We start from the raw sequence: 633 nt of genomic DNA on the forward strand, positions 1-633 counted from the left end.
GTCCGACACCGTGTAAAGAGTACGGCCAGACGCACGTCCTTGCTGCGTACCATCAGACGGCGGCAGTCCCGGTCCACATCGCTCCAGTTCACCGGCTCCGGTGTACCAACGAAATCACCGTATTGCGCGGTTGCCTTCGCGGCAACGCTCGCACTCAGCACGACGAATTCCGGGTCGTATTCGAGATCGCTTCCGCACGGCGATCCGGCCGAAATCGGCGCCATCCAGTCGTGGGTCGCGACGCGGCTCCCGGGCTTCTGCGGGTTCTTCTTCCCGTTGCTGCTCATGGTTCGATTCTTTCCTGCTTGATCATGTTCTGCCGGAGCTGCTGCACGTAGCGCTCCGGCTCGAAACACATTCCGGTAACCGGCTCAGACGAAGGCGACTGCCCCATCCAGCTGGACCAGCCGAGTTGCTGCGGACCACCCAGCACGGCCGAAGGCGCGCTGTGCGGCTTGATCTGCAGCTCGAGTTCCCAGTCGAACTCCTCGCTCACGAAAGCCCGCACCCATTCGATCAACCGCAGCAGGTCCGCCCCCTGTGGCGTGAAGCGGTGATAGTCCTCGATATCCAGCGGGCCAATCACGATGCGAAACCGGTACTGGCGGTCGGGCACATGCCCGCCGATCACCG

Annotated in this window: 2 protein-coding genes; both read right to left on the reverse strand. The window is 63.0% G+C overall.

Features of this window, described 5'->3' with window-relative positions; genetic code table 11:
• The coding region (locus BN2476_RS45140) for a type VI secretion system protein TssA (RefSeq protein WP_173819740.1) at positions 1-287 on the reverse strand (287 nt) is incomplete at its 3' end.
• The coding region (locus tag BN2476_RS45145; protein WP_173819741.1) for a type VI secretion system baseplate subunit TssG at positions 284-633 on the reverse strand (350 nt) is incomplete at its 5' end. The genes BN2476_RS45145 and BN2476_RS45140, both read right to left, overlap by 4 nt.

The organism is Paraburkholderia piptadeniae (assembly GCF_900007165.1).
GTDB lineage: Bacteria > Pseudomonadota > Gammaproteobacteria > Burkholderiales > Burkholderiaceae > Paraburkholderia > Paraburkholderia piptadeniae.